Here is a 23,060-nt window from a genome sequence, read left to right as displayed (position 1 = left end):
CTAAAAAACTATTTCTTCGATTTCGTCAATCCATTGACCGAGATCAATTTCTTTAAATTTTTTCAGAGTCTTTTTTAAGTCAAAAAATACACTTTGGAATAACTTTTCCTTATTTCCAGAAAAAATTTCAAGAGCACATTCAAGCAATGCAGCAAAAAGATCGGCTGTCCTTACTATTTTCCCAGTATCCCCTGAAAATGGATCAGCTGCAAAATCTTCATATTTTTCTAAGTGACTAAGTGATTTATTTTCTTTAACCCATTCATTAAACATTTGTTTTTCAACTAATGATACAAGAGAATCAAGTTCTGGGGTTTTCTTTTTTGTAGGAGTTATTACATCTCCTGTAAAAGCTTCAGGAAGGTCATGAAGAAGTGCCTTTTTTATTATCTTTTCTTTTTCATCTTTACTAAGGCCAAGTTGTACAGAGATAATATAAGCAATTGTTGTAACCACAAAAGAATGACCTGCAACTGTAGATTTTATGTTTCTGTACATTCTATTCCATCTTGTCATTGAAATCATGTTTAAAGCTATTGAAAATATTAATTTAGGTATATCGGAAACTTCAGAGAAATCCTTTAAATACGGTTGGAGTTTTTCTTCGAGTTCCTTTATTGGCTTGTTAAAATCGAAAACTTTTCCGTTGACCTTTGCTTCAAAAAGACTTGTTAAGATGTCGGAAAATTTGTCGATTGGATCAAACTTTTCTGAAGTTATATTTGTTATAGAACTTTTGTCAACTATATTATATAGTTCTACGAAAGCTTTTTCTCTTACTTTTTCCCAGACATCCGGTGATAATCTTTCTATTCTTTCTTTTAACTCAAGGGAAACATCTGAGAGTACGAGCTTGGGAAGTATCCTGTTTAATCGCCATTTTAAAGAAGGCTCAATATCTAATTTATAGTAATCTCTTAATGCAAATGATATTAGCAACGTAGTGTAGGCATTATCAGCTTCGGAAAATTTTACAATTGCTGGTTTGTTGTTCCACCTTTGAATTGTAAATAAATTACCAAGCATAAAGATGAGTTTTCCGTATCCCAAAGTTAACAACCTCCTTTATATTATCTATTCTAACACACTTTTAATTTAGTTGTAGAATTTCAAAGTCGTTATATAACAGATTAAAAAAGAGAATTTTATTAACCAATGCATTTTTAAAATCACCTTTAAGAATTTTAATAGCTTCAGAAACTTGAATTGATGCAGTCACAAGAACTGTTGGAGGAAATACCTGTGGAGTTTTTGGAATGTCAAATCCTTCGTATATGTCTAAAAGAGATTTTGTGATTTGAGGTATTATTACCGTAACCTGCCCAGAAAATTCTTGTACAGCTCCGTGTATCATTGGTATTTGTAGCTTTTTGCAGATTTTTTCTAGAACTAATCGCCCCTCAATATTGTCCATACAATCAAAAGCAATATCAACCTTTTCGTTAAAGTAGGTGGGAAGAGCTTTATCTATTGCTTTAATATTGCAATTTTGGTTTATTTTTTTAAGCTTTTTCAATGCTATAAGTGCTTTGTTTTCATATAGATCTTCTTGGTTATAAAGAATTTGTCTGTTTAGATCTGGAGGATCTATTATTTTAGGATCGTAAATAATTATGTTTTCAAAGCCTATTCTTACAAGATTATTAAGGATGGTAGATCCTAAACCACCAGCGCCTGCTACTAATATTTTTATATTTTTAAGATTTAGTCCACTTATTAATTTTTTATGTCTTGAAATATCAAGCATTATCCACCACCTACCGGTAATATAATTGCTAATTCACCATCTTCTATTTTGTTTTTTCTCAATATATTTTCACCATTGTTCAGTATAACAACAGATAGCTTTATCTTTTGTTCGTCGTTTATTATCAAAAAAGTTTTCTTATTTTCCTTGTCTATTTTTATTAGAATTTCTTTATTGAGCTTTTTACTTATTTGCTCTAATAAATCATTTTCGTCTTTAAAGCAAACTTCTATGTTACTTTTACCCAGTAAATATTTTATGCTTCCGACAAATTTTACCAACATCTTTTCACCACCCTTTGATTATTTTATATATCTATTATATAATTTTTTTGGGTGATAAATTATGATAGCAGTTTTTAGTGATATACACGGGTGTTTCTATGAATTTCAGTTGTTATTGGATTATATTAAGAAGAAGTTCGGGAAATTTAATATAAGGTATATATTTTTGGGAGACTATATTGATAGAGGTCCTGGTTCAAAAGAGGTTGTTGATAAAGTTATTGAAATTGAACCTAAAGTTTGTTTGCTGGGAAATCATGAGGATATGATGATTAGATATATAAAGACAGGTAGGTCTAGTTGGTTGTCTGAAAATAATGGGGGACTTTATACTTTAAAATCATTTTCAAGTATAGAAAAGATTAAAGAGTACTTTTTCTTTTTTGAGAGTCTCAAATTTTTACATGTTGAAACTTTATATGGAAAGGTTAGATTCTTATTTTCCCATGCAAATTTGCCTTCAAATTATCCTTTAGATAAGGCAATTAGATGGAAAGGTGACTACAGTTCATTTTTAAAGGAAAATGAAATTACACTTTCTGAAAGCAATATTTGGTATAGAATAGTTGAACCAATTGAAGGTTATGTGCTTGTTCATGGTCATACTCCAACATATGATAACAAAATCTCTTTTTTAAAGATAAATGGTAAAATAGTGGATATAAATATAGATACTGGTTGTGTTTATGGTGGGCATTTAACTACTTTGTTTATTCCTGAAAACGAGCAGGAATTAAAAGAAACAAGTTATAATTTAATTGCCATTAATGAAAAATTTGATAAGGATAAAATATCAATTTTTGAGCTGGGAGGAGATTTATGAAGATAGTTGCTATCGTAAATTTGTTGTTAGTTACATTAATTTGGGGATTAACTTTTCCCATCCAAAAGATGGTTTTAGTCGATATTTCTCCTTTTGCTTACAACGCTATAAGATTTTGGATTGCAACACTCCTTTCATTTTTTGTTTTTGGAAAAGGTAATAAATATGGTTTAATATTAGGTGTAGTACTTGGAGTATCATACGCTGCCCAAACGTGGGGGCTTACACTAACAACATCTTCTAAAAGTGGTTTTATTACTGCTTTTTATATAGTATTAATTCCTATTTTTTCCTATTTTATTGAAAAAGAAAAACCAACTAAGGTACAAATATTTTCATTTTTAATTGCTATGATAGGTGAGTATCTCCTTTCTGGAGGAATCAATAGTATAAATTTTGGTGATGTTTTAACGTTTTTTTGTGCAATTCTTTACGCGTTACATGTTGTTTTGGTTACAGAATTTTCTAAAAAAAGCCCCGAAAAAGATTTACTTACTTCTCAGTTTTTAATGGTTGCGGTGTTAAATTCACTCTTTGGTTTGAATCAATCATGGAAAATAGATGTAAAAATATTTAGTGTAGCTTTATTTACAGCGATTTTTGCTACGATTTATGCGTTAATAGCACAGGCAAAGTACCAAAAAGTGGTTGGAAGTAATACTTCTGCACTTATTTTTGTGGGTGAGCCTGTATTTGCAACAATTTTTTCAATTATTTTGCTTTCTGAAAGGCTTGATATGTTACAGATTTTTGGTGTAGTTTTAACTATGTTTGCTTTGATGTTATCAATAATTCCTGAAAAATATTTTAGGAATTTTTATAGACACGTAGAAAAATAACTATGAAAAGGGGGTAAAGACATGTTCAATTCAAATTTTTCAACTTTGAAAGCGGCAATGGATGTTGCACTTAAAAGGCAGGAAATACATTCACAGAATATCGCTAATGCTGAAACCCCAAATTACAAAAGAAAATATATTGTTTTTGAAGAATTGTTAAATGAATCAAAAATGAAGTTGAGTTTAAAAACAACTTCACGGAAACATATAGAAAAAACTTCAAAAGTTGTGAGCCCTATTATTAAGACTCAAAAAAACACTTCATTAACTAACGATGGTAATAACGTAGATATTGATATTGAAATGGTAGAAATGGTAAAGAATGCGCTTAGATATCAGACTTTGTCCAGGCTTATGAGTGCTAATATTGATAGATACAACACAGTTATAAGGAATATTAGGTAAGGAGGTAAAATATGAATGAATTTAATATAATGACGATTTCTGCGACGGGAATGTCAGCTCAAAGACTCAGAATAGATGTTATTTCAAATAATTTAGCAAATTCAGAAACAACAAGAACTGAAAATGGTGAGCCATATAGGAGAAAGGTACCAGTGTTCCAGGAACTTTTGAGAAATATCAACGGTAGATTGGAAAATGGTGGAGTAGTTGTGAAAAAAATTTACGAGGATAAATCTCCATTTAGGATAGTATATGATCCAACACATCCAGATGCTGATGAAAATGGTTATGTTAAACTTCCAAATGTAAATGTTGTAAGGGAAATGGTGGATATGATTAATGCTCAAAGAGCATATGAGGCAAATGTTACTGCATTTAACACCACAAAAGCTATGATAAATAGTGCTCTCCAAATTGGGAGGTGATTTGTATGATAGATAGAATAAATGGTATAGGAAATTATGGAAATTTAAAACCTTCAAACGTAAAAAAACAAAATACGGATTTTACGAAAATACTTAATGATGCTCTAAAGAGCGTAAATGAACAGCAAAAAAAAGCGGAGCAGATGGCAGATGATTTTGCAACTGGAAAAATTAGCAATATCCACGAAGTTATTGTAGAAGCAGAAAAAGCATCAATTTCATTGAGACTTACAGTCGAGGTTAGAAATAAGATTGTTGATGCGTATAAGGAAATCATGAGGATGCAATTTTAAATAACTATGTGAAAAAATAAGAAGGCTCCGAATTTTCGGAGCCTTCTTTTATTATTCAACATGTATATCAATAACTTTTTTGTCTTTTGTTTCTTTCTTTGGAAGTTCAATTGTCAAAACTCCATCGTTGAATTTTGCTTTGATTTTTTCTACATCAACATATTCTGGAAGTCCAAATGACCTTTCGAAGTATCCTTCTGCCCTTTCGATTATTTTATAGTTCTTTCCTTTGTCTTCGCGATTGAATTTTCTTTCGCCTTTGATTGTAAGAACGTTATCTTCAATTGTTATTTTAACGTCATCTTTTTTTAGGCCTGGAAGTTCAGCTTCAATGACAACTTCTTTATCTGTTTCGTAAACATCTACTTTTGGGAAGTGAGTGGTATCAAATCTTGATGGTCTTACAAAGTCTTCAAATAATCTGTCAATTTCTTTTTGAAGTTCTACAAATGGGTCAAAATAATTTCTTCTTGCTAACATACTCCCACCTCCCTTTATATTTTTTATTATTGATTTTCAGCCTGTTGATTTCCACCTTGTTGATTTTGTTTGTAAATATACTCTCCAATTTTTGTTTTTTCTCTGTCAAGTTCATCAAACAACATCTTTATTCTTGGTATATCGTTTTTATTTATTGCATCCCTTAAGTCTTTAACAAGGTTTTCGAGTTTGTCTTTTTCATCTGCTGGGATTTTGTCACCATATTCTTTTAGTGATTTTTCTATGTAGTATGCAAGGTCATCTGCTTTGTTTTTAAGTTCTACTTCTTCTTTTCTTCTCTTATCTTGTTCTTCAAATTTCTTAGCATCTTCAATGATCTTGTTGATATCATCTTCGCTTAATTGATGTCTACCGGATACAACCATCGATTGCTCTTTTCCTGTGCCAAGGTCTTTTGCCGAGACGTGAACAATTCCATCGCTATCAATATCGAATGTGACTTCGATTTGTGGGACACCCCTTGGTGCAGGTGGAATTCCAACAAGTCTAAAGCTTCCAAGTAAAATGTTATCTGCCGCAATCGGTCTTTCGCCTTGGTATACTCTTACTTCTACTTCTGTTTGACCGTCTTCTGCTGTTGTAAAGACTTTACTCTTTTTAATTGGTATAGTTGAATTTCTTGGGATAATTGGTTCAAACAAACCACCTTTTACTTCTATACCAAGTGTTAATGGTGTGACATCAACTAATACGATATCTTTTCCTTGTGCTCCTTCTTCTCCTGCAAGAATAGCTGCTTGAATTGCTGCACCAACTGCTACTGCTTCGTCTGGATTAACTCCTCTGTTAGGATCTTTACCAAATATTTCTTTGATGAATTTTTGAACCATTGGAACTCTTGTCATACCACCTACAAGGATTATTTCATCGATATCTTCTGGTTTTAATTTAGCATCTGAAAGCGCTTGTTCAACAGGCTTTCTTGTCATTTCAACAAGGTCTCTTGTTAAGGATTCAAACATTGAACGTGTTAGTCTCATTTCAAGATGTAGTGGGCCTTCTGCTGTAGCTGTTATGTATGGCAAACTTATATCAGTTTCAAGTTTGCTTGAAAGTTCAATCTTTGCTTTTTCAGCAGCATCTCTCAATCTTTGAAGAGCTTGCTTGTCCTCTCTTAAATCGACACCGTGTTGTTTTTTAAATTCTTCTGCGAGCCAATCGATTATTCTTTGGTCAAAATCGTCACCACCAAGATGGTTATTACCGGAAGTTGCAACTACTTGAATTACTCCATCGCCAATTTCAAGTATTGAAACGTCAAATGTACCTCCACCTAAGTCGTATACGAGAACCTTTTCTTCTTTTCCTTTTTTATCAAGACCATATGCAAGAGCTGCTGCAGTTGGTTCGTTTATAATTCTTAAGACTTCAAAACCAGCGATTATACCAGCCTCTTTCGTTGCCTGTCTTTGAGCATCATTGAAGTATGCAGGACAGGTGATGACAGCTTTTTTAACTTCTCCGCCCAAGTATTCTTCTGCGTCTCTTTTTAGCTTCTTTAGTATAAATGCACTGATTTCTTGTGGGGTGTAATCTTTGTCATCGATTTTTACTTTATAATCGGTTCCCATTTTTCTTTTTATTGATTTAATAGTTCTTTCAGAATTTAATATAAGCTGCCTTTTTGCGGGTTCACCTACAAGAATTTCACCGGTTTTACTGAATGCAACTATTGACGGAGTTGTTCTTGCACCTTCAGCATTTGGTATAACTTCAACTGAAGAGTCTGGTTTCATCCAAGCAATAACACTATTTGTTGTACCCAGGTCTATACCTACGACATATTCTTTTTTATTTGCCATATCTTTCACCTCCCGATACATATTATATGATATTAGCAGTCTTTTGTCAAGAGTGATAATATAGATAATAAAAATCAAAAATACCTCTGTTTATAGGCATTCTTGGCTGTAATTTAAAATTTACTAAAAATTATAGCAATTGTTACATAAGTTTGTTATTTATTTGACTTTTTAATCTTTACAGCTGTTCCGTAAGCAAGCATTTCTGCGGCACCACTCATTACTGAAGAACTTGAAAATCTTACATTTACTACAGCATCTGCTCCTATTTTTTCTGCTTCGTCTATCATTCTTTCTATTGCTTTGTTTCTTGCTTCTGTCATCATTTCTGTATATGCTTTAATTTCTCCACCGGCAAGGGTTTTAAATGCGGCAGCGATGTCTTTTCCTAAGTGTTTTGATTGAACTATATTTCCCATTACAATTCCTAATATTTCAACAATTTCATAATCTGGAATATTCTCTGTTGTAGTTATTATCATTTTAATTCCTCCCTTCTATAAATGATACGATATCCTTGATTACCTCTCTACTAACGTGGTTTTCAATATAATATGAATAAGGAGATTTTTCACCTGGAGTAAAAATATGTGTCAGATTAGAATACATTTTAATTTTAATATTTTTCTTTTCTGAAAGTTCTTTTTTGAAAATTTCTAATTCTTTTGTAGGAACTTGATAGTCATTTTCTCCAAAAAGCATTAGTACTGGAATTTTTAATTGTTTTATATATTTTAAAGGATTGTAATTTCTAAGATCATACCAATAACTTGCTGGTGCACCAAGGATTATTTCATTTTTGCTTGCTTTGTTGTTTATTATTTTTTTAAGCCCTTCTTTTGCTTTGTTTATTTCTTCTTTATTTTTTCCAGAGTAAAGTTTTTCAAGAAATTCTAATTGATCTAGTGTTATTTCTTCTATATTTCTTGCAGGAGGTGCAAGAAGAATTAACCCATATATATCTTGATTTTTATAGGCTATGTATGGAGCAAGGTATGCTCCAAGGCTGTGACCTAAAAGATATATTTTTTTATATCCTTCTTTTTTTAAAAGTTTAACAGCATTCTCTACATCATCTATTACTTCCTCTCTTACAGTTATATTGTCTGGCTCTTTTAGAAGCTCTGGATGAAAAGTCCTTTTATCGTATCTTAATACAGCTATATTATTGCTTGAAAGTCCATAAGCAATATCTTTAAAAATTTTATTTGGGCCAATTGTTTCATCCATATCATTTGGACCTGATCCATGTATTAAAATTACAGCAACATCAGATGAGTTTTTTGGAATTGTTAGTTTTCCAGGTAGATCTCCTATTTTAATATCTTTTTCAGTAAAGTTATCATTACTTACATAGTCTGGTGCTTTGTATTCAATGCTTTGTGCAAGGTTAAAAAATAAGCCGTCTATTTTTCCTTGGTTATTTACAGTTATTGAGATATTTAGTGATCTTTTTTGAAATTTTGCTGTGTATATATAAATCATATATGGACTTTTTTCAATTGGAGTGATTTTAATAATGTTTGAAAATGGGCCATAGGTTTGTTCAATACCTTCCCATATTTCTTTTAATTTAGCGACTGGAAGATGTTTTTTCAAGATGTCTGAGGAAAGCTCATAGCATTTTTCAAAATTTTTGGAAATTAAACCTTCAAAATATGATTGGGCTACTAATTGGTATTCTATAGGAAAAATAGTTATTGAAACAACAAGTAATACAAAAATAAATTTTTTCATATTTAAACCTCCTTTTCTTTAAAGATTAGATATGAAAAGTAGACAAAGATAAAACTTAGTATAGTAAGTACAATTGTATATGTGAGATCAACTTTTCCTTTTTCAAAAATTGAATATCCAAGAATATATTTATATGTATTAAAAAATTTGAGTGGTTTTAGTAGTCCTAGTGTGGTTGTTAAACCTAAAACTACTGCAGAAGAAAGAATTGGTTTTACTTGGTCATTAAAGTATGTCGTGAATACAATTACAATTGAAAACCAAAAGAATGCTCCTACGAGTGAGTGAATATAAAATTTTGAAACAGTAAGAATTGATAACTCTTTTGAGGTTATCAACGAATATATGGATGGTAAGTAAGAAAAGTAGGTAATTAAAATAAAGAGTACAAAAATACTTAATAAAGTTTTTTGGAGAAAGATAGTTTTTCTATTTTGCCGTGATAATAAAAATGTTATTGTTTCATTTTCATATTCTCTTGAAAAAAGTGGAAACGCTATTATTATAGCTAGTATTGGAATAAATTGGCCAAAGTTTTTTCCAAACCATTGAGAGAGTATATAGTAATCCCAGTTTTTTAATTTTTCAACAAAATTTTCTCCAACGAATTTTTTAATAGCTTCCGAGTTTTCGGTTAATATGTTTATTGTAAAGTTTTGAAATGGTGCAAGTGAAAAGAAAAGAATTGTGAATAAAATAAAAAGGCTAATAGTTCTAACTTTCATTTGTAGCCATTCTCTTTTCATATTTTATCTCCTCCTTTGACAAGAGCTTCAAAGATAGTTTCAAAATTTGCTGGTTGAATATCGCCCTTTGCTTCTTCTTTTTTGCATAGATAAATATTTTCATCATTTGTTTTTTTATACAAATATCCTTGGATGTGTTCTTTTGTTGAACAGAGAACGTATTTTTCTTTTATTTCATCCAAATATCCCATTTCTACTATATGTCCTTTGCTCATAATTGCAACTTTATCGGCAATTTTTTCTACTTCAGAAAGGATATGACTTGTATAAAATACTGTTTTTCCATCAAAAGCTAATCTTCTTATGGATTCAATTACCTTTTTTTGCATTAGAGGGTCAAGACCCCACGTTGGTTCATCTAAAAAGTAGATATCAACATCTTCAGAAAGAACTATTGAAAGATATACCAGTGTTGTCATTCCATGAGAAAGATTTGCTATTTTTTCGTCTTTTTCAATATTAAATTCTTTTAAATAATCAAATGCCTTTTCAATGTTAAAATGTTTTGATAATTCTTGAGTTACTTCAAACATCTTTTTTATTGTTAAAGATTTATACAGTTCTTTTTTTTCAGGAAGATATGTAAAGTTTCCGTTTAGTTCTACTTTGCCATCGTCTTTTTTTCTTAAACCAATTATGCATTTTAGAGTTGTAGTTTTTCCTGCACCATTGGGACCAAGAAGAGCAAAAATTTCTCCCTTGCCCACTTTGAAAGAAATTCCATCTACTGCTTTTTTTGATTTATAATACTTTTTAAGATTTTCTACTTGTAGTATCATTTGTTTTCCCTCCCGCTGATTTTATTATGTTACAAATATCATCAATTTTCATTCCTGCATTAATACACTTTTTTACTATGGTTGTTAATTCATTGATAAGTTCTTCATTAAAATTTTCTAATATGTCTTTTTTTACTACATATCCTTCTCCTCTTATTGGTTCTATTATCCCTTCACTTACAAGTTCTCTGTATGCCCTTGAAACTGTGTTTAAATTTACATCTAACATTTCAGCCATTTTTCTAATAGATGGTAAAAAATCTCCTTTTTTTAATTTTTTATTCATGATTTGTAGTTTTACGTTTTCTATAATCTGCTTATATACAGGTTTGTGTGAAGAAAAGTTTATAGTAAACCACATATTTTACCTCCTTCTACTGTAATATTATAATATTACAGTAGAAATTTGTCAAACAATAAAAAATCCCCAAGCAAATTTTGCTTGGGGATAAAGATTCATGATTAATTTTTATTGAATATTTTCAATAATAACAGCGGTTCCCATACCTCCACCGATGCATAATGTTGCAAGTCCATATTTTAAATTCCTTTTCTTCATCTCATAAAGCAACGTTACTATTATCCTATTCCCACTTGCCCCTATTGGATGTCCTAGTGCTATTGCTCCTCCATTTACATTTGTCCTTTCTTTTATCCATTCCTCGCTTACTCCAAATCTTTTACTCCATTCCTTTATTACTGCCAAACTTTGTGCTGCAAATGCTTCGTTTAGTTCTATCAATTCTATGTCTTCCATTTTCATTCCTGCCTTTTGTAATACCTTCTCTGTTGCTGGTACCGGACCAAGGCCCATTTCCATTGGATCTACTCCTGCTTGTGCCCATGCTACTATCTTTGCCAGAGGTTTTAATCCTTTCTTTTCTATGTATTTTTCGCTTGCAAGCAGTATTGCACTTCCTCCGTCGTTTATTCCACTTGCATTTCCGGCCGTTACTGTTCCGTCTTTTTTGAATGCTGGTTTTAGTTTGGCAAGCTTTTCTAATGTCACATCGAATCTTGGATGCTCATCTGTATCAAATATTATTGTTCCTTTTTTTGTCTCAATTTCTACTTTTTCTATTTCATCTTTAAATCTTCCGCTTTCTAATGCTGCTTTTGCTTTCATTTGACTTTCATATGCGAATTTGTCTTGTTCTTCTCTAGTTATATTGTATTTTTCTGCAAGATTTTCTGCTGTTATTCCCATGTGTACGTTATTAAATACATCTGTTAGACCATCTAATATCATGTGATCAATCATTTCAAAATTTCCAAATTTAAGACCATATCTTGCTCTTGCTGGTAGAAGATAAGGTGATGCTGACATGTTTTCTATACCACCTGTCAAAACTACTTCTGCTTCCTTTTGCATAATGTCAATAGCACCTAGCATTGTTGCTTTCATTCCACTGCCACAAAGCATATTTACAGTAAATCCAGGTTTTTCAACTGGAACCCCTGAATAAATCCCAACTTGTCTTCCAGGTCCCATACCTTGTCCAGCCGTAAGAATGGAGCCAATTATAGTTTCATCAATATCAGATGGCTCAATCCCAGCTTGTTTTATTGCTGCCTTTGCAGCAATTGCACCAAGTTTGGGAGCTGGTATGTCTTTTAAACTCCCCGCAAATGTCCCTATTGCTGTTCTTTTTGCACCTATTATGTATACCATATCACTCCACCCCTTTTTTTTATTTAAAATGTTTTTAAATCATCAGAGATTATTAATTTTGCTTCAGTTAGACTCAAAACTTCGTCTAAGCTTGTTTCTTTTGCTATTTCTTTTAATAATAAACCTTCATCCGTAGGTTTTATAACTGCTAGTTCAGTAACTATTAAATCAACCCTGCGTATTGATGTTAATGGTAAAGAGCATTTTTTAACTATTTTAGGTGTTCCTTTTGCAGTGTGTGTCATGGCAACGATTACTTTTTTTGCTCCAGTTACAAGGTCCATAGCACCACCCATGCCTGGGATCATCTTTCCAGGAATCATCCAATTTGCTAGATGCCCTTCTTCGTCAACTTGTAATCCACCAAGTACAGTTACATCTAGGTGTCCACCTCTAATTAGAGCAAATGAAAATGCACTGTCAAAAGTCATTGCACCCGAGAGAGCAGTAACAAATTGTCCGCCAGCATTTGTAAGATCTTTATTTTCGAAACCTGGTTCAGGTGCTGGTCCCATTCCTACAATACCGTTTTCACTTTGAAAAAATACATGTATATTTTCTGGTATGTAATTTGCAACTAACGTTGGAAGACCTATTCCTAAATTTACAAGCTGTCCTTCTTTTAACTCTTTTGCAACTCTTATTGCAATTTTTTCTTTTGGGTTCATTTTTCCACCCCCACAATATAATCAACTACAACTCCGGGAATTTTGATTTCATTTGGTGAAAGACTTCCTGTTGGTACAATTTCTTCAACTTCTACAATTACTGTGTCAGCTGAAAGTGCCATCAAGGGGTTAAAATTTTCCGCCGTTAAATTGAAAACAAGGTTTCCAAGATAATCAGCTTTTTTGGCCTTTATTAATGCAATGTCAGCCCTAAGTGGTAGTTCTAATAAATACTTTTTTCCTTCAATTTCAATAATTTGTTTTCCCTCTTCAACAATTGTTCCAACTCCTGTTGGTGTTAAAATTCCACCTAAACCAACACCGCCTGCACGAATTCTTTCAGCGAGTGTTCCTTGTGGTACAAGTTCTACTTGTAATGTTCCTTCAATCATTTGTCTTTGGGTTTCTGGGTTTGTTCCTATGTGTGAGACTATTACTTTTTTACAGAGTTTATTTTTTACAAGTTTTCCTATTCCCTTATCTTCAAAAGCCGTATCGTTTGCGATCACCGTTAGATTTTTAATTTTGTTTTTAATGATTTCATCAATTATCTTTTCAGGTGTTCCAACCCCCAAAAATCCACCAATCATTATTGTTGATCCTTCTTTAATCAAATTACTTATTTCTGAAAGATCAATGATTTTCAAAGCTTTTCCCTCCTTTTTTTGTCAATAATATACAAATTTATTAAGTTTATAACTTTAATATAAAAAGATGTGTATAAATTCACAATAATTATTATACCTTTTTGTTACTAAAATGTTAAGCTGAGAAATATTTTGATTCTTACTTATTATTGTTTTAAAAAAAGAAAAAAAGCTTAATATAGACTATTTTAAAGAACTTTGTTTAAATTTTGTTTGAATAAAAGTAAAACCCGTTTCTAGTAATTAGAAACGGGCTTTTATATATTGATTATATTAGAAAAAAACTTTTTAAAGTTTAATATAAAGCTTGTTTTATTACACTTGCAGCTTTTTTTCCAGCACCCATTGCGAGAATTACAGTTGCAGAACCTGTTACTATGTCTCCGCCTGCAAATACTTTTTCAATAGAGGTTCTTCCAAACTCATCTGCTTTAATATATCCCCATTTATTTAACTCAAGTCCATCAAATTGAGATAACAAAAGTTTGTTTGGATTTGTACCAATTGCTTCGATGGCCACAGATGCTTCAATTATAAAATTGCTGTTTGGAATAGGAATAGGTTTTCTTCTACCACTTTCATCAGGCTCACCAAGTTCCATTTTTATACATTCAATACCAATTAAATTTCCATTTTCATCTCCAATGTATCTTACAGGTTGAGTTAGAGTTTGAAATTTTACGCCTTCTTCTTTTGCATGTTTAATTTCTTCTTTTCTTGCGGGCATTTCATTTTCACTTCTTCTATATACTATTGTAACATTTGCTCCCAATCTTAACGCACTTCTTGCTGCATCCATTGCTGTGTTTCCACCGCCAATTACTACTATTTTTTCACCGATCTTTACCGGAGTATCACTTTGTGGGAATTTATAGGCTTTCATTAAATTTATTCTTGTTAGAAATTCGTTTGCTGAATACACTCCATTAAGTTCTGTCCCTTCAATATCCATAAATTTTGGAGTTCCAGCACCTACGCCTATAAATATTGCATCGTATTTTTCTAGCAATTCTTTTGGGTGAATTGCAAGGCCAACAGGAATATTTGTAAATATATTTACCCCTAGTTTTTTCAAGAGTTGAGCTTCTTTTTTTACAATACTTTTTGGAAGTCTAAATTCTGGAATTCCATAAATTAAAACACCACCAACGTCATGAAAAACTTCATACATGTCTACTGAAAAACCAGCTTTTGAAAGTTCTGAGGCTGTTGTTAAACCAGCAGGTCCAGCACCTATTATCGCAATCTTTTTATTAATTCTTTTTTCAGGAATTATATCTTCTTCGATATTGTTATTAATAGCCCAATCGGCAATGAAACGTTCCAATGCGCCTATTGATATTGGTTGACCAACTTTATTTAAAACACAGCTTCCCTCGCATTGAATTTCTTGAGGGCAAACTCTGCCACATATTGCCGGGAGACTATTGTACTTTTTTAGTACTTTGTAGGAACCTTCAAAATCTTTTTCGGCAATTTTTTTGATAAAGCCTGGAATGTCGATTCCTACAGGACAGCCCTGTACACAGGTAGGGTTTGGACATTGGAGGCATCTTTTTGCTTCTTCAATTGCAAGCTCTTGAGTATAGCCAAGATTAACTTCATTAAAATCTTTATTTCTTTCATTTGGGTTCCTTTCAATTGTCTTTAATCTTTGCTTTACAGCCATGTTGGTTCACCAACTTCCTGTAAATATTTTGAAAGTGCTATCTTTTCTTCTTTTCTGTATTGATTTAGTCTTTTTTCAAAACTTTCCCAATCAACTAGTCGCCCGTCAAATTCTGGACCATCAACGCAAGTGTATTTTAATTTGTTTCCAATTCTTACCCTACAACCACCACACATGCCTGTACCATCTACCATTATTGAATTTAAAGAAACCCAAATTTTTATATCATGCTTTTTTGCAACCTCTGAACAAGCTTTCATCATTTTTGAAGGGCCTATAGCCCATATAATATCATAATTTTTTTCTTGTATCATTTTTTCCATGAATTGATGTGGATATGCTTTCTCTCCAAGACTGCCGTCATCTGTTACTATGTATAAATTATTTGCATTCTTAAATTCATTTTCGAGAATAATGTATTCTTTACTACGACCACCAAGAATTACATCGACATTGTTTTTTTCTTTTATAAGTTCTTTGACAATAGGAGTGATTGCTGCAATTCCAACTCCTCCTCCAATTACTAAAGCATTGCCGTAATATTTAACTTCACTTGGCATTCCAAGGGGGCCTACAACATCTAAAATAAAGTCTCCTTTATTTAATCGACAAAGTTCATATGTGCTTTTTCCAATTGCTTTAACTATTACTCTAAATGAGTCTTTATTTACGGCAGAAATTGTTAAAGGGATTCTTTCGCCATTTTCATATAATCTGAATATAACAAATTGCCCAGCTTTTGCATTTTTTGAAACTATAGGATTTTCTATCCAAAATTCATGGACACCATATGCAAGTTTTCTCTTTTCTAAGATCTTGTTTTTCAAGGATACACCCCCTATGTTGAGTAAATACTCTGAATTTTTTCACTTGCAAATTCGATACAAAAATCCAAAGTTTTTTCAATCTCCCAACCGTTTATAGTACCATATATAAATGCTGCCGATACTGCATCGCCAGCACCTGCTGTGTTTATAACTTTCACACTTTTAGCCTTTTTTCTTATTATTGTATCGCCTGCATAAATTATTCCTTCTTTTCCCATTTTTAGTACTATATGCTTTGCAAAGTGTGATAACTTTGCAAGATTTTTTTCAATATTTTCTTCCTTGAATATTTTTATTAGTTCATCTTTGTTCAAAGATACATATTCAGCAGAAAAATTTTTTAATATTTCAAATTGCGAAGTTTCAGAAAGTTCAACAAAAGCAGTTTTTGATGATTGTAAAGATTTAATTAAAGTTTCTTGTGGAATACCAGTTTGTATAAATGCAAAATTCATATTATCAGGTATTGCTTGAGATGATAAGAACTGGTTTGCACCCAGATTGTGAAACATAGTATTTGCTCCAGAATCTTCTACAACGATACTGGTTAAAGCGGTATTTTCATTTTTGACTATTTGTGGTTTGAACATTAAAATATTTTCTAACTTTTCTTTTATATATCTTCCGAAAATATCATCAGCAATTGTAGAGATTAAAGTAACTTTGAGACCTAAATTTGCAAGATTAATTGCAACATTCGTGGCTTTTCCACCAGGAAAATATGCAAAATTATTTGCCACATGATTTTCTTCAATTTGAATTTTGTCAATGTAATAAAAGATATCGAGATTAGTTTTTCCAATACAAAAAACGTCAGTTTTCTCTTTGGAGAACAATAGAAGCAGCCCCCAATATGCCCGCGTTTTCAACCAATGGGCTTTGAATTATTTCAAATGTATCTTTAAAGGTTGGCATTACAAGTTCATTAACTCTTTTTCTAAGCGGTTCAAACAAGATATCTCCAGCCCTTGAAACACCACCGCCAATAATAACTACTTCAGGGTTAAAGATATGAACAAATCCTGTTATACCAATAGCAAGTGCTTCAACAACTTCATCTCTTAACATTAAAGCAAGTCTATCACCGTCTCGTGCTGCGTCAAATACAGCTTTAGCTGTAACTTTTTCATTTTTAAATATTATTGAATTTGGAAATTTTTTCTTCCTTTCTGTTGCCATCCTTACAATTGCAGTTGCAGAAGCGTATGCCTCAAGACATCCATAGTTTCCACAACCACAAAGTGGTCCATTTGGATTTATAATAACGTGGCCTAATTCTGCACCTATTCCGGTAGAACCTGTAATTAAAGTTCCATGTGAAATTACTCCGCCACCAACACCGGTTCCAAGTGTTAATGCAACAATATGATCTTTTCCTATTCCTGCACCGAACCATTTTTCCCCTAACGCAAATGAATTTGCATCGTTTTCAACGTATACGTTTTTACCCAAAAGTTCTGATAGAAGTGAACCTAAAGGAAAATTATGCCAATCTGGAAAATTAGGAGAGAATCTAACAACTCCGTTTTCTTTGTCTATTGAACCTGGAGAGCCGATACCTACTGCGTGATAATCAGTCTCTTCAGTAAGTTTTAATATTGCATTTGCAATCCTTTTAACAACTTCTTGCCCACCAAGTTCAACTTTCGTTTCAATAGAAGATTTTTTTAATATTTTTCCATTTTTGGAATCAACCAACCCAATTTTTACGTATGTTCCTCCGAGGTCTACTCCTACTATATTCATTTTTATCCTCCTTTGTTTATTTTTACAAAAACGAGCAACAGCCTTTAAAATCGTAATTCTTACTTGCAGAATTTACAAATACATCTGGGCTAATTTTTTCTAAAAGTTCTTTTCTATACTTTCCATGAGGATGCATACAACCAAGTATTACACTTTTAAAATGTTTTTTTGCAAGATTAAAAACCTTAGCAACTTCATCAACAGTTGGTGGGTTACAATCTTTGTATGCCGTGTTTTTTGTTGGAATAAGAATATTTAGAACGATTGTATCGAAGTAATCTTTTAATATTTCTATGCTTTTTTCCTCATGTGTAATTTTACCACACAAAATACCAATAGTTATGTGCGGTACTTTCTTTATAGGAAGTGGTAAAACTGCAGAAAGTATTTCATCTTTTGTTCTTTTAATTGTATAAACTTCTTGCATTACATTTTCATCTGAGAAAAAATCAAAACTTACTACATCAGCAACATCGATTATTTCAAATGGGGGTTCTTTTGGAAATCCTATATGAAAATTGTATTGTAAATTGTAAGTTCTTTTTAATTCTTTTAATTTGTTTAGATATGGCGAGAAAGGTATAATACCATCATTAGACATTCCACCGCTTATCAAAAAAGACTTATATTTATTTACATATCTTTCAATATTGTCGATATGTGTCATGCTTTTTACGTAAACACCACCACAATGCTTACAGTTCATTGGGCAACCTTTTGTAACAGAAATTGGTAGAGTTCCTGAAGGGTTAACAATTACCATTTAAAATTCACCGCCTTAGTGGTTAGTCTATCTTTTTCATCAAGTTGGATCCATCCATTTAAACCAAGAAATTCCATATATTCAACTGCTTCCATATATTCAGCTTTTGTAATTTTTCTACCTATCAACGGATCATTCTTTGCCCCAAAATGGGGTAGGTATTGTGACATTAACGATACAGGAATTTTTGGATCGAGTTCTGCTATGAATCTTAAAGCTTTAAAATGTCCTGACACATTATTTGGAAGGACAAGTATTCTAATTATTATACCTCTTTTGCTTTCTTCACTAAATGCACCGACTTGTCTATACATCTCTTTTATAGCTTCTTGAGCAATTTCCCAATAGTTTTTAACTTTGGAATATTTTTCACCATACATAGAATTGGTATACCTTATATCGGCAAGGTAAATATCTATATAACCTTCAAGCATATTTAAAGTTTCAACATTTTCATAGCTGGAGGTATTATATACGACAGGTAAATTAAATCCTTTATTTTTCGCAATTTTTAGTGCCTCAATTACTTGGGGAACGTATTGTGTTGCTGTTACAAGATCTAGAGTTTCTGCACCATTTTCTTGTAATGTTAAAAATGCCTCAGCAAGCTTTTCAATGGAAATTTCTTTTCCAACCCCTTTTTGAGAAAATCCCATATTTTGACAATAAATACATTTCATAGGGCAGCCTGAAAAAAATATAATTCCTGCTCCATTTTTTCCAGATATGGGAGGTTCCTCTCCTTTGTGGAGTAAAATATTTGAAACTCTAACTTTATAATCAGCACCACATATTCCCTTCTGTTTATACCTGTTGACTCTGCATTTTCTTGGACAAAGAGTGCAAAAGTTTAACATATTTTCCTCCTCATTAGATGATTTTCGAATTTTTCATTGCATTTTCGAATTCGTTTACTTGTTCTTTTATGTTATTAATGGCCATTTCAACTTGTTCAAGACCTTCGTATAACTCTTCAACTGCATCATGAGTACTCTTTGAAATTTTTATTAATTTATCTATGTTTTGAACGTTTTCTCTATTGGCAGAATCAATTGATTTTAAAGATTCGTTTACTGTAATAGTTTCTTTTGATGCTTTTTCAGACAATAATATGTTAGAAGTGATTATGTTTTCAATATCAAGTAAGGAGGCCTTTGAATCTTTTACAAGTTTTCGAGTATTATTTGAAAGTTCCATTATCATTTCAGCTATTCTTGAAAGTCCTTCTCTATCCATAGTTTCTTTACTAGTTTCAATTGAAGCATTTATTGCAAGAACTGTTATCGTATCTGAAACATCTGCAATTTGTTCTGTTAAATCTGTTAAAATATCCGTTAATTCATTTAACTTTGAACTTGAGTTTATTATTTCTTGAATAGTAATCGTAAAATCTTTTACTTTTTTTATTGCAGTTTCTATTTCTGCAGAGCTTTCTTGAATATATGCTGCAAATTCTTCAACTGATCTATCTAATTCATTAATAGCATTTTCTGTATTCTCAGCCATTGATTTTATTTCGGAAGTAGAAGATGAGGTTGAAAGAACATTCTCTGATATATTTTGAAATAGAGATTTTATATAGTTGAATTGTTTTAGAGTATCCTTTGAGAGGATTTTTGACATAAAGTATCCTAATGCAATTGTTGCAATGATTATGATTGGAAATCCAATAAAAATAATATTTTTTGCTAAAGTATTATAATTTTCAAATAATTCACTTTCTGTTACAGAATGAGCTACAAATACATTGCCATCGAATGCAAAGGCAGCATATCTCTTTTCATTTTCAAAATTATATTCAACTATCCCTTCTTTTTTTTCTTTCATGGCTTTAAACAATTCTGGTACATAATCTGCAATATTTTTACCAATTTTTGATGTATCAGAGTGATTCAATGTCGTCCCATTTTTTGAGATTATAAAATAATATCCTTTGTGTTGATAATTGTTAAATAATTTATCATAAGCTTTTGTTTCTACAACAAGCTTAATTTCTGAAAGGAAAGATTCTAAAATTTCATTTTTAAAAGTTTTTTTTACTTGAGGGAGAACAAAAGTAATTGCAAGTAAAAAAACAAATACTAAAAAAATTCCAGAAATAAGAAATCCATATTTAATATCTTTTTTCATTTAAATCCCTCCCTGATAGATTAAATTTAAAAGTTTTGAATTCTTTTTGTTAACCAAGTAAACCTAGTAAAGTTTGTTAATCAAAAATATTTTGCGTAGTTTTTATATTTTCCAATGAGATACATGTAAATTTCATTTGAGCAATTTTTTTGAAAATTTTTAAGATATTTTGATATAAAATTGCATCAAGCATCGAAGTTAAAAACTATTGGATTTTATTTGACAAGTTCTCTTCTTCTTTTTTCATTGATTTGTATGATTATATTTTTCATCTCATTTATTGTAAGGTGTAGGTAATTTTTTAAATTATTTAAAAAACTTCTTGGTAGATAATCAAACAAGGGTTTTTTTTCGATGTAAAATTTTACTCCCTTTTGTTCTAAAGATTGTGCAATGTTAGCACCATCGTTTCCAAGACCACTTAACACGAAAATATGAAAATTTTTATCATTAAGTTTTTCAATTGAGTTGAGTAATATTTCGATCGAAGGATGAGTTTTTGTTTTTTTGTATACTCCAGACATTAAAACTCTATTGGTTTTAAATACTAGATCTTTACCACCTTCAGCTATATATAATCCAGATTTTAAGGTTTTTGGTCCACTAACTATAAAAATTTCATGCCCTGTTTCTTTTTTTATGCTATTTGCAAAATTTTCTATAGCACTTTTTTCAAAATGAATGCAAAGTAATATTGGAATATTTAATTTTTGATTGATTTTGAGTAATTTGATAACATTATTTGGGCTTCCTGCAGAGCCTATAATAACAATCTTTTCCATGTTTTTTCCTCACTTTGAAAATTTTTCGATTAATCTTAATAAGTTTTCTGGTGGTTCATCTTTTGATATAAATGAGTCAGCTCCAGACTCAATAGCTTTATCAAAATTTTTTTGTGAAAGTGTGCTAAAAATTATAACAGGAACGTTATGATTAATTTCTTTTATCTTCCTTGTGATTTCAAACCCATTAATTCTTGGTATTTCAACATCTGAAATTACTATATCAAATTCTTGGTTTTTGAATTTTTCTATACCATCATACCCGTTCTTTGCCGTTACAACATTATATCCCCGGTTTTCTAAAAATTTTGAGACAACATTTCTTGTAACTATGGAGTCATCTATAAGTAGTATTTTCTTTTTTTCCTCATTTTTAGATGTTACGTTCTTTTTTAGAGTATTAGTATCTAGAAGTGGGATAGGACTTGAAAAAATATTTTTAATAAAGCCTTTTATTTCTCTTATTTCTTGAACTATTAATTGACCGTCAAAGGTTCCTATGATATTATTTACAACTATTGCCTTTTCATTTTTGGTGATTATAACAAACTTTGGTTTTTTTGACTTATAATATATCTCATATAACTTTCCTTCAGAAGCAATTTTATTTTCTATTTGCATTTCTTTTTCGTTGTAGTTTTCAATTTTTAATATATGAGAAGTTTCTATTGCAAAAATTCTTTCGCTGTCTTCAACTACTAGAACTTTTGTGATAAAGCTTTTAGTTTTGAAAAACACGGTAAACTTTGTTCCTTTTCCTTTTTGAGTTTCTACTTTTACATCCCCACCACGCAAATTTGCAAAGTTTTTAACCATGTCAAGGCCAATACCTCTTCCAGAGAGTTCATCAGCTTTGTCCTTGGAACTAAATCCAGGAAGAAAAATTGCTTCAAGTGGGGTTACATTCAAGTTTTTTTCTTTTACCTTGTTTTCTATCTTTTCAATATCTAGACCTTTTCCATCATCTTCTACCTCTATAAATATATTTCCTTGGTCTACGTATGATCTTATCCATATTTTTCCAACTTCATTTTTTCCTAATTTTTTTCTTTCGTCGGGATTTTCTATTCCATGAGCTATTGAGTTTCTTACAAGGTGAACAAGAATATCAATAATATCTTTTGAGTCTTCTTTTTCGATTTTTACATTTTCTATTTCTAGTAAAAGTTCAACTTTTTTTCCGTATCTATTTGCTTCTCTTGATACTAATTTTTTTAGGTCTTTTAATATATTCTCTAGCTTTACAAAAACTATTTCATCCAAAGTATTTAAAAGATATTTTTTCAGATTTCTGATTTCACTCAAAGCACTTTTTAAATCATTTCTCAAGATACTGTTTTCAATTTCTAGTACTTTAGAAATGTATTCGCTAATTTCAGAAATTTTAAAAATTTCTTTTTCAGATATTACTATATTTTCACTTGCATCCTTTTTACCTTCAAGTATTTCAAGAAAATCTTTGACTTCAGTTTCTGTTAGGTCTGTATTTTTATTAGAAAAATTACTTATTATCGCAATTAAGTTATCTAAAAAAGATTCATCAGGAAGTTTTTCTGATTCAAGGCTTTCCTTAAAATATTGCTCTACTTTGTGCGAAAAATCTCTAAAATTTTCAAGGTTTACAAGACTTGCAGATCCTTTAAGCGTGTGAAATATCCTATAGAGATCTTTTATGTATTTTTTATCTTTTGATTTTTTTAGCTCTTCAATAATATTTATTGATTCAGAAACTTTATCTTTTAATTCGGAGAAAAAAATTTCAGAAAAATCCATAC

27 protein-coding genes are annotated in these 23,060 nt (G+C 31.1%); 5 read left to right on the top strand and 22 right to left on the bottom strand.

From position 1 onward, the window contains the following. The 3 genes from HNP65_RS02310 to HNP65_RS02300 are packed head-to-tail and all read right to left on the bottom strand — an operon-like array spanning window position 1 to window position 2,031. Window positions 1-1,050 (bottom strand): HD domain-containing protein, encoded by a 1,050-nt coding sequence (locus HNP65_RS02310; RefSeq protein WP_184618764.1) that lies wholly within the window; start codon window positions 1,048-1,050, stop codon window positions 1-3. A 40-nt stretch (window positions 1,051-1,090) separates the two neighbouring features. After that, on the bottom strand, window positions 1,091-1,747 hold the full coding sequence (locus HNP65_RS02305) for a HesA/MoeB/ThiF family protein (protein WP_184618763.1): 657 nt from the start codon (window positions 1,745-1,747) through the stop codon (window positions 1,091-1,093). Further along, window positions 1,747-2,031, bottom strand: a complete 285-nt coding sequence (locus tag HNP65_RS02300) for a MoaD/ThiS family protein (protein ID WP_184618762.1) — start codon at window positions 2,029-2,031, stop codon at window positions 1,747-1,749. Before HNP65_RS02300 ends, HNP65_RS02305 begins: the two co-directional genes overlap by 1 nt. 61 nt (window positions 2,032-2,092) lie before the next feature. Between HNP65_RS02300 and HNP65_RS02295 the strand changes: the two genes are divergently transcribed. Genes HNP65_RS02295 through fliE form a run of 5 tightly spaced genes read left to right on the top strand, consistent with a single transcriptional unit; the run spans window position 2,093 to window position 4,816 of the window. Continuing rightward, the gene (locus HNP65_RS02295) at window positions 2,093-2,854 is read left to right on the top strand and encodes a metallophosphoesterase family protein (protein ID WP_184618761.1); all 762 of its coding nucleotides are present in this window, start codon (window positions 2,093-2,095) and stop codon (window positions 2,852-2,854) included. After that, the gene (locus HNP65_RS02290) at window positions 2,851-3,693 is read left to right on the top strand and encodes a DMT family transporter (protein ID WP_184618760.1); all 843 of its coding nucleotides are present in this window, start codon (window positions 2,851-2,853) and stop codon (window positions 3,691-3,693) included. Before HNP65_RS02295 ends, HNP65_RS02290 begins: the two co-directional genes overlap by 4 nt. A gap of 21 nt (window positions 3,694-3,714) precedes the next feature. Further along, the gene (flgB, locus tag HNP65_RS02285) at window positions 3,715-4,098 is read left to right on the top strand and encodes a flagellar basal body rod protein FlgB (protein WP_184618759.1); all 384 of its coding nucleotides are present in this window, start codon (window positions 3,715-3,717) and stop codon (window positions 4,096-4,098) included. Window positions 4,099-4,109: 11 nt separating this feature from the next. Further along, window positions 4,110-4,523, top strand: a complete 414-nt coding sequence (gene flgC, locus HNP65_RS02280; RefSeq protein ID WP_004101852.1) for a flagellar basal body rod protein FlgC — start codon at window positions 4,110-4,112, stop codon at window positions 4,521-4,523. Window positions 4,524-4,528: 5 nt separating this feature from the next. Beyond that, the gene (gene fliE / locus HNP65_RS02275) at window positions 4,529-4,816 is read left to right on the top strand and encodes a flagellar hook-basal body complex protein FliE (protein WP_184618758.1); all 288 of its coding nucleotides are present in this window, start codon (window positions 4,529-4,531) and stop codon (window positions 4,814-4,816) included. A 51-nt stretch (window positions 4,817-4,867) separates the two neighbouring features. On the opposite strand, the gene HNP65_RS02270 is transcribed toward fliE, so the two are convergent. The 19 genes from HNP65_RS02270 to HNP65_RS02180 form a co-directional block, all read right to left on the bottom strand. Further along, window positions 4,868-5,296 (bottom strand): Hsp20/alpha crystallin family protein, encoded by a 429-nt coding sequence (locus HNP65_RS02270; protein WP_184618757.1) that lies wholly within the window; start codon window positions 5,294-5,296, stop codon window positions 4,868-4,870. Window positions 5,297-5,322: 26 nt separating this feature from the next. Next, window positions 5,323-7,119 (bottom strand): molecular chaperone DnaK, encoded by a 1,797-nt coding sequence (gene dnaK / locus HNP65_RS02265; protein ID WP_004101858.1) that lies wholly within the window; start codon window positions 7,117-7,119, stop codon window positions 5,323-5,325. A 155-nt stretch (window positions 7,120-7,274) separates the two neighbouring features. Beyond that, window positions 7,275-7,601 carry a YbjQ family protein gene (locus HNP65_RS02260; RefSeq protein WP_184618756.1) on the bottom strand — a complete coding sequence of 109 codons (327 nt, stop codon included), beginning with the start codon at window positions 7,599-7,601 and terminating at the stop codon, window positions 7,275-7,277. Window position 7,602: 1 nt separating this feature from the next. Next, window positions 7,603-8,856: an esterase EstD gene (gene estD / locus HNP65_RS02255; RefSeq protein WP_184618755.1), complete on the bottom strand. Its 1,254-nt coding sequence runs from the start codon at window positions 8,854-8,856 to the stop codon at window positions 7,603-7,605. Window positions 8,857-8,858: 2 nt separating this feature from the next. Then, window positions 8,859-9,602: an ABC transporter permease subunit gene (locus HNP65_RS02250; protein ID WP_184618754.1), complete on the bottom strand. Its 744-nt coding sequence runs from the start codon at window positions 9,600-9,602 to the stop codon at window positions 8,859-8,861. Beyond that, a complete protein-coding gene (locus HNP65_RS02245) occupies window positions 9,599-10,381 on the bottom strand; it encodes an ABC transporter ATP-binding protein (protein ID WP_184618753.1) in 783 nt (260 codons plus the stop codon). The genes HNP65_RS02250 and HNP65_RS02245 overlap by 4 nt, the downstream gene beginning before the upstream one ends. Continuing rightward, window positions 10,356-10,742 (bottom strand): GntR family transcriptional regulator, encoded by a 387-nt coding sequence (locus HNP65_RS02240; protein ID WP_184618752.1) that lies wholly within the window; start codon window positions 10,740-10,742, stop codon window positions 10,356-10,358. The genes HNP65_RS02245 and HNP65_RS02240 overlap by 26 nt, the downstream gene beginning before the upstream one ends. Window positions 10,743-10,850: 108 nt before the next feature. Then, window positions 10,851-12,053, bottom strand: a complete 1,203-nt coding sequence (locus tag HNP65_RS02235; RefSeq protein WP_184618751.1) for an acetyl-CoA C-acetyltransferase — start codon at window positions 12,051-12,053, stop codon at window positions 10,851-10,853. A 23-nt stretch (window positions 12,054-12,076) separates the two neighbouring features. Continuing rightward, window positions 12,077-12,721: a 3-oxoacid CoA-transferase subunit B gene (locus HNP65_RS02230; RefSeq protein WP_184618750.1), complete on the bottom strand. Its 645-nt coding sequence runs from the start codon at window positions 12,719-12,721 to the stop codon at window positions 12,077-12,079. Then, window positions 12,718-13,368 (bottom strand): acetate CoA-transferase subunit alpha, encoded by a 651-nt coding sequence (atoD, locus tag HNP65_RS02225; protein WP_184618749.1) that lies wholly within the window; start codon window positions 13,366-13,368, stop codon window positions 12,718-12,720. Before atoD ends, HNP65_RS02230 begins: the two co-directional genes overlap by 4 nt. A 295-nt stretch (window positions 13,369-13,663) precedes the next feature. Then, window positions 13,664-15,037: an NADPH-dependent glutamate synthase gene (gene gltA, locus HNP65_RS02220; protein WP_184618748.1), complete on the bottom strand. Its 1,374-nt coding sequence runs from the start codon at window positions 15,035-15,037 to the stop codon at window positions 13,664-13,666. After that, entirely contained in the window at window positions 15,028-15,864 is an 837-nt protein-coding gene (locus HNP65_RS02215; protein ID WP_184618747.1) for a sulfide/dihydroorotate dehydrogenase-like FAD/NAD-binding protein, read from the bottom strand. Before HNP65_RS02215 ends, gltA begins: the two co-directional genes overlap by 10 nt. A gap of 11 nt (window positions 15,865-15,875) precedes the next feature. Beyond that, window positions 15,876-16,700: a carbohydrate kinase family protein gene (locus tag HNP65_RS02210; RefSeq protein ID WP_184618746.1), complete on the bottom strand. Its 825-nt coding sequence runs from the start codon at window positions 16,698-16,700 to the stop codon at window positions 15,876-15,878. Beyond that, window positions 16,678-17,610 (bottom strand): ROK family protein, encoded by a 933-nt coding sequence (locus HNP65_RS02205; RefSeq protein ID WP_184618745.1) that lies wholly within the window; start codon window positions 17,608-17,610, stop codon window positions 16,678-16,680. The genes HNP65_RS02210 and HNP65_RS02205 overlap by 23 nt, the downstream gene beginning before the upstream one ends. Before the next feature lie 22 nt (window positions 17,611-17,632). Then, complete coding sequence (locus HNP65_RS02200; RefSeq protein ID WP_184618744.1) at window positions 17,633-18,373, bottom strand: radical SAM protein; 741 nt, start codon at window positions 18,371-18,373, stop codon at window positions 17,633-17,635. Then, window positions 18,367-19,230: a radical SAM protein gene (locus HNP65_RS02195; protein WP_184618743.1), complete on the bottom strand. Its 864-nt coding sequence runs from the start codon at window positions 19,228-19,230 to the stop codon at window positions 18,367-18,369. The genes HNP65_RS02200 and HNP65_RS02195 overlap by 7 nt, the downstream gene beginning before the upstream one ends. Window positions 19,231-19,243: 13 nt before the next feature. Next, the gene (locus HNP65_RS02190; protein ID WP_184618742.1) at window positions 19,244-20,503 is read right to left on the bottom strand and encodes a methyl-accepting chemotaxis protein; all 1,260 of its coding nucleotides are present in this window, start codon (window positions 20,501-20,503) and stop codon (window positions 19,244-19,246) included. Window positions 20,504-20,718: 215 nt separating this feature from the next. Further along, window positions 20,719-21,285, bottom strand: a complete 567-nt coding sequence (locus HNP65_RS02185) for a chemotaxis protein CheB (protein WP_184618741.1) — start codon at window positions 21,283-21,285, stop codon at window positions 20,719-20,721. A 9-nt stretch (window positions 21,286-21,294) separates the two neighbouring features. After that, a complete protein-coding gene (locus tag HNP65_RS02180) occupies window positions 21,295-23,058 on the bottom strand; it encodes an ATP-binding response regulator (RefSeq protein WP_184618740.1) in 1,764 nt (587 codons plus the stop codon). Window positions 23,059-23,060 lie beyond the last annotated feature (2 nt).

The sequence above is a fragment of the Thermosipho japonicus genome (assembly GCF_014201655.1).
Taxonomy (GTDB): Bacteria; Thermotogota; Thermotogae; order Thermotogales; family Fervidobacteriaceae; genus Thermosipho; species Thermosipho japonicus.
This window is presented reverse-complemented; position numbering and strand designations above follow the sequence as displayed.

Excerpts from the sequence above, each read along its gene's own strand:
- HNP65_RS02235 (WP_184618751.1), bottom strand. The coding sequence starts at position 12,053 with ATGGTATACATAATAGGTGCAAAAAGAACAGCAATAGGGACATTTGCG.
- HNP65_RS02270 (WP_184618757.1), bottom strand. The coding sequence starts at position 5,296 with ATGTTAGCAAGAAGAAATTATTTTGACCCATTTGTAGAACTTCAAAAA.
- dnaK (WP_004101858.1), bottom strand. The coding sequence starts at position 7,119 with ATGGCAAATAAAAAAGAATATGTCGTAGGTATAGACCTGGGTACAACA.
- HNP65_RS02180 (WP_184618740.1), bottom strand. The coding sequence starts at position 23,058 with ATGGATTTTTCTGAAATTTTTTTCTCCGAATTAAAAGATAAAGTTTCT.
- HNP65_RS02250 (WP_184618754.1), bottom strand. The coding sequence starts at position 9,602 with ATGAAAAGAGAATGGCTACAAATGAAAGTTAGAACTATTAGCCTTTTT.
- HNP65_RS02240 (WP_184618752.1), bottom strand. The coding sequence starts at position 10,742 with ATGTGGTTTACTATAAACTTTTCTTCACACAAACCTGTATATAAGCAG.
- HNP65_RS02290 (WP_184618760.1), top strand. The coding sequence starts at position 2,851 with ATGAAGATAGTTGCTATCGTAAATTTGTTGTTAGTTACATTAATTTGG.
- HNP65_RS02200 (WP_184618744.1), bottom strand. The coding sequence starts at position 18,373 with ATGGTAATTGTTAACCCTTCAGGAACTCTACCAATTTCTGTTACAAAA.
- fliE (WP_184618758.1), top strand. The coding sequence starts at position 4,529 with ATGATAGATAGAATAAATGGTATAGGAAATTATGGAAATTTAAAACCT.
- HNP65_RS02190 (WP_184618742.1), bottom strand. The coding sequence starts at position 20,503 with ATGAAAAAAGATATTAAATATGGATTTCTTATTTCTGGAATTTTTTTA.
- HNP65_RS02185 (WP_184618741.1), bottom strand. The coding sequence starts at position 21,285 with ATGGAAAAGATTGTTATTATAGGCTCTGCAGGAAGCCCAAATAATGTT.
- HNP65_RS02300 (WP_184618762.1), bottom strand. The coding sequence starts at position 2,031 with ATGTTGGTAAAATTTGTCGGAAGCATAAAATATTTACTGGGTAAAAGT.
- HNP65_RS02295 (WP_184618761.1), top strand. The coding sequence starts at position 2,093 with ATGATAGCAGTTTTTAGTGATATACACGGGTGTTTCTATGAATTTCAG.
- HNP65_RS02230 (WP_184618750.1), bottom strand. The coding sequence starts at position 12,721 with ATGAACCCAAAAGAAAAAATTGCAATAAGAGTTGCAAAAGAGTTAAAA.
- flgC (WP_004101852.1), top strand. The coding sequence starts at position 4,110 with ATGAATGAATTTAATATAATGACGATTTCTGCGACGGGAATGTCAGCT.
- gltA (WP_184618748.1), bottom strand. The coding sequence starts at position 15,037 with ATGGCTGTAAAGCAAAGATTAAAGACAATTGAAAGGAACCCAAATGAA.
- HNP65_RS02305 (WP_184618763.1), bottom strand. The coding sequence starts at position 1,747 with ATGCTTGATATTTCAAGACATAAAAAATTAATAAGTGGACTAAATCTT.
- HNP65_RS02205 (WP_184618745.1), bottom strand. The coding sequence starts at position 17,610 with ATGAATATAGTAGGAGTAGACCTCGGAGGAACATACGTAAAAATTGGG.
- HNP65_RS02260 (WP_184618756.1), bottom strand. The coding sequence starts at position 7,601 with ATGATAATAACTACAACAGAGAATATTCCAGATTATGAAATTGTTGAA.
- flgB (WP_184618759.1), top strand. The coding sequence starts at position 3,715 with ATGTTCAATTCAAATTTTTCAACTTTGAAAGCGGCAATGGATGTTGCA.
- estD (WP_184618755.1), bottom strand. The coding sequence starts at position 8,856 with ATGAAAAAATTTATTTTTGTATTACTTGTTGTTTCAATAACTATTTTT.
- HNP65_RS02195 (WP_184618743.1), bottom strand. The coding sequence starts at position 19,230 with ATGTTAAACTTTTGCACTCTTTGTCCAAGAAAATGCAGAGTCAACAGG.
- HNP65_RS02245 (WP_184618753.1), bottom strand. The coding sequence starts at position 10,381 with ATGATACTACAAGTAGAAAATCTTAAAAAGTATTATAAATCAAAAAAA.